11 protein-coding genes and 1 pseudogene are annotated in these 7,134 nt (G+C 66.6%); all 12 read right to left on the bottom strand.

Annotation, left to right across the window (positions count from 1 at the left end):
- A partial coding sequence (locus VEY12_07170; protein HYM39908.1) for a preprotein translocase subunit SecY occupies positions 1-1,322 on the bottom strand: 1,322 nt, incomplete at its 3' end.
- A 3-nt stretch (positions 1,323-1,325) separates the two neighbouring features.
- Entirely contained in the window at positions 1,326-1,763 is a 438-nt protein-coding gene (locus VEY12_07165; GenBank protein ID HYM39907.1) for an uL15 family ribosomal protein, read from the bottom strand.
- Positions 1,753-2,244, bottom strand: coding sequence for a 50S ribosomal protein L30 (locus tag VEY12_07160; protein HYM39906.1), 492 nt, complete (start codon positions 2,242-2,244; stop codon positions 1,753-1,755). Before VEY12_07160 ends, VEY12_07165 begins: the two co-directional genes overlap by 11 nt.
- A gap of 182 nt (positions 2,245-2,426) precedes the next feature.
- Positions 2,427-3,107, bottom strand: a pseudogene (locus VEY12_07155) (30S ribosomal protein S5).
- Positions 3,107-3,610 carry a 50S ribosomal protein L18 gene (locus tag VEY12_07150; GenBank protein HYM39905.1) on the bottom strand — a complete coding sequence of 168 codons (504 nt, stop codon included), beginning with the start codon at positions 3,608-3,610 and terminating at the stop codon, positions 3,107-3,109. Before VEY12_07150 ends, VEY12_07155 begins: the two are co-directional and overlap by 1 nt.
- Positions 3,607-4,071, bottom strand: a complete 465-nt coding sequence (locus tag VEY12_07145) for a 50S ribosomal protein L19e (protein ID HYM39904.1) — start codon at positions 4,069-4,071, stop codon at positions 3,607-3,609. Before VEY12_07145 ends, VEY12_07150 begins: the two co-directional genes overlap by 4 nt.
- Entirely contained in the window at positions 4,068-4,913 is an 846-nt protein-coding gene (locus VEY12_07140; GenBank protein HYM39903.1) for a 50S ribosomal protein L32e, read from the bottom strand. Before VEY12_07140 ends, VEY12_07145 begins: the two co-directional genes overlap by 4 nt.
- 2 nt (positions 4,914-4,915) lie before the next feature.
- Positions 4,916-5,461, bottom strand: coding sequence for a 50S ribosomal protein L6 (locus VEY12_07135; protein ID HYM39902.1), 546 nt, complete (start codon positions 5,459-5,461; stop codon positions 4,916-4,918).
- A gap of 8 nt (positions 5,462-5,469) precedes the next feature.
- Complete coding sequence (locus VEY12_07130) at positions 5,470-5,859, bottom strand: 30S ribosomal protein S8 (protein HYM39901.1); 390 nt, start codon at positions 5,857-5,859, stop codon at positions 5,470-5,472.
- Positions 5,860-5,868: 9 nt separating this feature from the next.
- Positions 5,869-6,015: a 30S ribosomal protein S14 gene (locus tag VEY12_07125; GenBank protein ID HYM39900.1), complete on the bottom strand. Its 147-nt coding sequence runs from the start codon at positions 6,013-6,015 to the stop codon at positions 5,869-5,871.
- Complete coding sequence (locus VEY12_07120; protein HYM39899.1) at positions 6,012-6,521, bottom strand: 50S ribosomal protein L5; 510 nt, start codon at positions 6,519-6,521, stop codon at positions 6,012-6,014. The genes VEY12_07125 and VEY12_07120 overlap by 4 nt, the downstream gene beginning before the upstream one ends.
- An 8-nt stretch (positions 6,522-6,529) precedes the next feature.
- Positions 6,530-7,134: 30S ribosomal protein S4e (locus VEY12_07115; GenBank protein HYM39898.1), on the bottom strand; the 605-nt coding region annotated here is incomplete at its 5' end.

The following is a 7,134-nucleotide window of genomic DNA, read 5'->3' as shown; positions in this document are numbered from 1 at the left end:
CGGGCGACGTCCTCGGGCCCCATGTTCGTCGTCATGATCCAGAACTTGGCGAACATGACCGAGCCGACGATGAAGATGAAGAGGTAGACGCCGAGGTGGATGAGCACCTGGAAGTACGAATGGCCCTTCAGGTAGACCCCGTACTGCACCGGGTTGAAGAGCGGCAACAGCCAGTCCGCGACGCCGTTCACCGTGGACACGTAGAATGCGAACCCGCCGATCGGCGTGGTCTGCTGGATCTGGCCTGAGGTCACGCGGAGATCCGTGGCCGCCGGGTACGCGCCCAGCCACCATTGGTGTCCGATCAGGGGCCACTCGGGGTGCTGCCAGAAGAGGAGGGAGAACATGCTCACGTTCGCGAGGACCGCGGCGACCAGGATCACCGGGATGTTCGAGGCGTACATCAGGCGGATGGGGTACCGACCTCGGGCGCCGCGGGCGAGGCCGTGGGCCAGGGGCAGCTCGATCCGCGTGGACTCCACATACGCAACCATGAAGAAGATGGCGATCGTGCCGAACAGCGCGATCAGCGGGTTGGGTTGGCCCACCATGATCTGCTCGATCCCGGTCTGGGAGAGCTGGGAGGCGGGCATGTTCCCCAGGAAGTACAGGGTCTTCGGGATCGCGCCCGCGGGCACCGCGGAGCTTGCGGAGGAAGGCTCCCAGTTGAACGTGCCCGTGAAGATCTGCTGGGCCACGCCTCCCGCGATGAACAGAGAGATCCCGGAGCCGATGCCCCACTTGGAAACCACTTCGTCCATGAGGAACACGAGGTAGGATCCGAGGAAGAGCTGGAGGATGATCAGGAGCTTGGCCAGATTGGCGCCGTTCCCCGCGGGGATGAGCCCGAACAGCGCGGCCCCGTTCAGGCGCGTCACGAACCCGGCGGCGGGGGTCAGGAACCCGTACACCTGAGGGATCGCCTCGACGAAAATCATGATGATCACAAGGAACTTCTGGGTCCCCTGGTAGACGCTCTTATCCTCGTCGTCCTCGAGGTCCAGGTTGATGATCTTGGCGCCCGCGAAGAGCTGCATGATGATGGAGGCCGTGACGATGGGGCCGATCCCGAGGTGCATGAGGGAGCCCTGGGCGCCCGCGAGGATCGCGCGAAGGCTCGAGAAGAAGTCGATTACGTTCGTGCGATCGAGCCCGTAAATGAAAATGTTCGTCATGACGAAGTACAGGACGAGGACCGCGACGACCCAGAACATCTTCGTCCGGAACTGGACGTGTCCCTCAGGCCGCGTGACCGCGGGGAGGCGGTCCGTGAGCGGCTTCAGGGCGTAGAGTCTACTCTTCTTCTTCTCCTCGAGGGGCATCGCTTACTCCTTGGATTCCTCGGGGAGGAGAACCTGTCCACCGGCCTCTTGAACTTTGGCCCGAGCCTGCTCCGAGGCGGCGGCCACGGTGATCTTGAACGCCGACGCGATCCGGCCGCTGCCGAGGAGCTTGCCGATGCCCGCCGCGGTCAGGTCGACCTCCACGGCCGCACCTGCGCGTTTCGCATGCCCCTGGGCCTCGAGTTCGGGGACGCGGTGGGCGAGCTGCTCGAGGTCGATCACGGTGACCTCGCTCTTCTGGGCGTGCCGCGTGAAGCCGTGCCGGCCGAAGTGGTCCGGGTCGTACTTGACCATGAACTTGAACTTGTGCTTGTGAAGCCCCGCGTTCCCGGTCCCGCCGCGTCCGCCCGCTCCGCGACCATGCTTCTTGCCCCGACCGTGCGTTCGGCTCCCACGAAGTTTCCGGGTCCTACTTGGCATCTTTGGAACCTCCCTCGAACAGCATCCGGTCGATGAGCTCGTTGATCGCCGTGCCCCGGTATCCCAGGTCCCCGCCGTCGTTGAAGCCCCGCTTGATCGCGCGGAGCCCCTTCACGGGGGGATGCAGCCGCAGGACGGGGCGAAGGTCCGTGACCTCGCGCAGGTTCGCCTCCCCCTTGGCCACGGCCTGGCTCAGATCCCAGATGGACTTGAACTTGCTGTGGGACTTGACGAACGCATCGTCGATCGGCTTGTCGCCCACCGCGCGGCCGCGTCGAAGGAGGGCTTTCGCGAGGGTCTGCTCGTCCACCTCGCCCCACGTCACGAAATCCTTCACGACCTTGAGCATGCCCGCGTACGTGGGGTCCTGGGGGACGATCACGCAATGGTTCTGGCGGGTGAGGTGGAGCATCTTCAGGGTATCCGAAACCGTGTCCCGGAGGTCGTGCTTCCCGCGCAGGCGGATCACGGCGAAGCTCATGGCTTCTCCACTCCGTCCGCGGGTTCGTCGTCCGTCTGTTCCGCCTTCGCTTCCTTCTCCTCGTGCGCTTCCTCCGCGAGGTCCGTGCCCTCGATCCGTCCCTCGGCGGTGAGCTCCGTCGCGGCAGCCTCGGGCGGTGCGGCGGCCGTCTTGTGCACATAGACCTGCTCGGCGCCCTGGCGGATCTTGAGACGCTCCGCGAGGTCCCCCGGCACCTTGATTCCCGCGGTCTTCCGCAGCGCATCGAATGCAGCGAGGGCGTAGTTCACCGTGGTCTTCGTGTGTCCCTTCGTGAACCCCCAGGCGTCCGTGATGCCCGACAGCCGGAGGATGCTCTTGGCCACGTCGCCGACGGCCAGGCCGACCCCTTGGGGTGCGGGCTTCAGGGAGACCTCTACGGAGCCCGATGCGCCGACGACCTTGAAGGGGAGGGAATGGGCGCGGTAGCACCCGCACTCCCAGGAGCCGCAACCGCGCTTGACCTCAATCATGTTGGTCTTCGCGTTGTCGATCGCGCGGCGGATCGAGGGACCGACCTCACGCCCACGGGCGCGTCCCAGCCCTACGAAGCCGTCCTTGTTTCCGACCACGCACGTGATCACGAAGTTGACCCGGCGGCCCGAGTCCGTCATCCGTTGCACCATGTTCACGTCGAGGACTTCGTCCTCCGTCTCCGGGAGGAGGATGTCCACGATCTCCGGCTCGCGGATCGGGAGGCCGCTCGAGATGGCCTCGCCCATGGTCGTGACCTGCCCGCTCAGGACCATCTTCCCGAGCTTCGTCTTCGGCGCCCATTGACTGAGGTCCCGCTGTGGCCGCGAGTCCCGCGGAGGGCGGGAGCCACGCTGCCGCCGCCCGGGCATCAGCTCGCCTCCAGCTTCGCCTTGACGGCCTCGAACGACTTCACGACGGCGTCCCCGATGTGCTCGCCCCGCACGCGCGCCTTGGTCGGGAGGATCTCCTTGCTGTGGGGGACCTGCATGCCCGCGTCGAGCAACCCCTGGAGGGCGGCGAACACCCGGCCCCCCCTGGTCGGCTCTTGCAAGCCGATGTCCAGGACCGCGGCCTTGATGCCCTTGGCCACCGCGCGCTTCCCGGCCAGGTAGCCCGTCAGGTAGGCCGCGGGGACGTTGCCAGTCCCCACGGACCAGCCGTGCTCCTTGAGATCCAGGGACTGAGCCGCCGCGAGCACCCGATCGCCGGCCGCGTCGGCCTCGACGATCTGCACCAGCGTCTGGTTCAGCGTCTTGCGCACAACGGCCCGGGGCATGGCGCTCCGGAGCAATCGCTGTCGTCGCCGGTAGTCCGTCTTCCCTTCACGGCGTCGCCGGAACGCCACACGGAAGTGGGGACCCTGGGCTTTCATTTCGCCGCCTCCTTGAGAACGCCTGCCATTTGGAGTTGCTGGGTCAGGTGCGCCTTGGATTTGAACATGCCGCCCTTCGCCTGGCGGTAGAACCTCCGGTAGGTGTGGACGTCGATGCGTCCCTGGGTTTTCAGCTCGCGGAGGTAGGCCCGGAGCCGCCGGATCGTTCCGATCCACTGGACCTTCTTGGGCGCGCGAGCGTTCGCGGAGCCCCGGCGCGTCCCCTGGCCCCGGCGGCGGCCCTTCCGCTTCTGCATCGCGCGGAGACGCGTGCGGCCGCGCGAGACGCCTCGCTCCTCGCGCTTCGTGACCACATTCCTCCGGATGAGCTCGCGGACCTGCTCGCGCGTGATCGCGTCGAAGACATTCTCCTGCTCCGCGGGGTCCGTCGTGATGCGCACGCGGTTGATCCCACAGCCCAGGATCTCGGAGGCCAGGCGGCGCTGATGGTCGAACCTCATTCGGTCACCATCCGGTTCAGGACCCGGAGGCCCTTGTCGTCGCACGACTTCTCGATGAGCTCACGCTTGCGCGAACCGACTCCGTGGGCGATCCGCACGGCCTGCTTCGCCGGGTCGAGACCGTCGAGCTGGCGCTCGTTGTGGACGAGGACCTCCTGGAAACCGCTCGGATGCAGCCCGCGGACGTCGCGGGGTCCGCGATAGCCCACGGAGGGGAGGTTCCAGCGGTAGCCGAAGTGGCGGCGGAGCTTGGACTGGCCGCCCTGGGGCTTCCGCCACTCGTCCCCGAACTTCTTGTAGCGGAACCACTCCTGTCGGTGGAACGCAGGACGGTGCATGGACCGGGAGGCGCGCAGGGCGAGGAGCCGTTTGATTCGGGGTTCGAGCTTGGGTTTCAGGTTCGGCTCGTACTCGGTTTCGGCCCCCTCTTCCTTGGTCTCTCCCTCTTCCTCCTTTCCCGCGCCCTTCCGCGGCTTCTTGGCGGGCTTTTTCGGCTCCTCCTTGGGAGCCTTCTTGACGGGCTTCGCTGCGGCGGGCTTCTTCCCTTCCGCGGGCGCCTCCTTCGGCTTCGGCGCCTCGGCCTTCGCCTCGGGCGTGGGCGCGGGAGCCGCCTTCGTCTCCGCGGCGACGTACCCGGACAGGCGCGTGCGGAGGTCGTCCACGCGACCCTCCGTGCTCAGCCCGAACGATTCGCACCAGGCGACGAGGTCGGCCTTGCGGGCCGCCCGGATCTCCTGAGGAGTCGGGAGCTTGGGCTTCGCCGGCGCCTCCGGGGGCGCCTCGGGCAACGCCTTCTTTCGCTTCTTCGGCGGTTCCGCAGGAGTCGCGTCTTCCTCCGGCATGATCAGACCTCCCCGGCCTTCCTCGTGATGTAGATGCCGTCCTGGAAGACGCGCGGGTCGAACCCTCGGATGCGGGTCGCCTGCTCGATGTTCGCGGCCGTCTGCGACACGGCCTCGATGTCGGGACCCGTGAGGACCACCTGGTCCCCCTTGACCTCGACCTTCGTGGCGCCGAGAATCCTCGCTTTGCGGGGGAACTTCTCCCCGAGGAAGTTCTCGATGAGGAACTCGGGACCCTTCACGGTCGCCTTCACGGGGAAGTGGCTGTAGACAATCTTCATCTCGTACGTGAAGCCCTGGGTGACGCCCAGGATCATATTCCGCACGTGGGCCGCGAACGTCCCGACCAACGCGCCTTCGCGGCGCTTCGGGAACTCGGAGCGCACCCGGACCTCACCGCCCTCGACAACCAGGGAGACCCGCGGGTGGGAGAGCGTCCGTTGGAGGGTGACGCCCTTGCCCGATACCACGACTTGGTCGTCCTGGAGGTGGACCTGGACGCCGTCCGGGATCTTCACGCGCTCCTCTTTGAGACCGGTGATTGGCATGGTCCACCTCAGTACACGTAGGCGAGGAGCTTCCCGCCCACCCCGATTTCCTTGGCCCTCGTCTGGGAGATCACGCCTTCCGTGGTGGTCAGGATGAGGACGCCGAAGTCCTGAGCGGGAAGGTACCGCGCCTCGTACTTCTCGAGGTCCGTGCGCCGCACGGAGAACCGCGGCTTGATCACGCCGCAAGAGTTGATCGTGCCCACGAGCTGGACGCGGTAGATGCCGCCGCGCCCGTCCTCGACGAGTTCGAAGGAGTGGATGTACTGGGACTCCTGCATGACCTTGAGCACCCGGCCGATGAGCTTGGACGCGGGGCGGATGAAGCACTCGTGCTTCCCCGTGGCCTCCGCGTTGCGGATCGTGACCATGGCGTCGTTCAGGGGATCGTGCAACATGGGGTCACCTCAGCTGTACTTGCGGAAGCCCAGGTCGTACGCGATCTCGCGGAAGCACTGGCGGCAGAGATGCAGCCCGTACCGCCGCACGATGCCCCGCTTCCGCCCACACCGCAGACAGCCCTTCTTCCGGCCAAACTCCTTCGTCCGCTTCACTCGACCACCTCGGTTCCGAAGTGGGTCTTGATGAACTCGATGCCCTCGGCCCGGGTGATTCGATGACGCTGCGGGATCGGGCGGGCGCGGACGCGCCGCCTCGCGACGCGGAACCCCGGCCGCTGGAGGCTCACGGCGACGTCCATGCCGAACACGCCGATCTCGGGGTCGTATTTCATGCCCTCGAAGTCCGTGTAGTCGGGAACGCCGAAGGAGAAATTGCCGCGAGGATCGAAGCTGTACGCCGGGAGGCGGTTGTTCCGGATGGACAGGGCGCGCTTGAGGAACGATTCCGCCTCGGCGCCGCGCAGCGTCACCTTCGTGCCGATCGCCATGTTCTTCCGCACACCCCAGTCCCGCACGGCCGCGTGGGCCAGGGTCTGGGTCGGCTTCTGCTGGGTCACGAGCTGGAGGACCTTTTGGGCCTTGACGAGCTTGTCGCCCGCCTCGCCCACGCCGACGTTCACGACGACCTTCTCGATCCGGATCTCGCGCATGCCCGCCATGGTCCCACCTAGAGCGCCGAGACCTCCGGCAGCTTGACTTCCGCGGCCTCCTTGCCCACGACGAACACCTTGTCGACGTCCGTGGAGAAGCCTTCCTTGAACGTGACCACGTTCGCCCTCGGGTTGCGCGTCTTCTGGACCGCGAGGACGTGAGCGAGCTCCCCCACGTGCTTGCCGCCCGTGATCAGCGCGGTGGCGCCCTCCGCGAGATCGAAGTGAGCCAGGACCTTCTGGTCCGGCACGCCGAGCTTGAGGGTGGTCCCCGTCTTGTGTGCGTCCTTGGGCAAGAGCACGTTGCGACCGTCGTGGAGGTTGATCTGCGTCTTCCCCCCGCGGACCGTCGTCTTGTTCTCGATCCGACACAGCTTCCACTTGGCCTCGGGCGCCTCGACGGTCTGCAGGTTCATCCGCCCGCGGTGGTCGACGAGCATCCGGTAATGGGCCTTCGTGTCCTCCAGGGAGACCACGTCCATCAGCCCGACCGGGAACTTGGGGTTCGTCACGGGGCGGCCGTCGATGAGGACGTGCCGGCCGTTGAGGATGTGCCGTGCCTCCCGGGCCGTGTCGCAGACATGGAGCATGTCGCGGAGGATGAGGCCCACGGGAACGGAGC

The organism is Thermoplasmata archaeon (genome assembly GCA_035632695.1).
Classification (GTDB): Archaea; Thermoplasmatota; Thermoplasmata; order RBG-16-68-12; family RBG-16-68-12; genus RBG-16-68-12.
The sequence above is the reverse complement of the archived record's forward strand: the minus strand, read 5'-3'. Positions and strand labels throughout refer to the sequence as shown.

Coding starts and splice junctions, on each gene's coding strand:
- VEY12_07165 (HYM39907.1), bottom strand. CDS start 1,763: ATGCCAAGTAGGACCCGGAAACTTCGTGGGAGCCGAACGCACGGTCGG.
- VEY12_07160 (HYM39906.1), bottom strand. CDS start 2,244: ATGAGCTTCGCCGTGATCCGCCTGCGCGGGAAGCACGACCTCCGGGAC.
- VEY12_07150 (HYM39905.1), bottom strand. CDS start 3,610: ATGAAAGCCCAGGGTCCCCACTTCCGTGTGGCGTTCCGGCGACGCCGT.
- VEY12_07145 (HYM39904.1), bottom strand. CDS start 4,071: ATGAGGTTCGACCATCAGCGCCGCCTGGCCTCCGAGATCCTGGGCTGT.
- VEY12_07140 (HYM39903.1), bottom strand. CDS start 4,913: ATGCCGGAGGAAGACGCGACTCCTGCGGAACCGCCGAAGAAGCGAAAG.
- VEY12_07135 (HYM39902.1), bottom strand. CDS start 5,461: ATGCCAATCACCGGTCTCAAAGAGGAGCGCGTGAAGATCCCGGACGGC.
- VEY12_07130 (HYM39901.1), bottom strand. CDS start 5,859: ATGTTGCACGATCCCCTGAACGACGCCATGGTCACGATCCGCAACGCG.
- VEY12_07120 (HYM39899.1), bottom strand. CDS start 6,521: ATGGCGGGCATGCGCGAGATCCGGATCGAGAAGGTCGTCGTGAACGTC.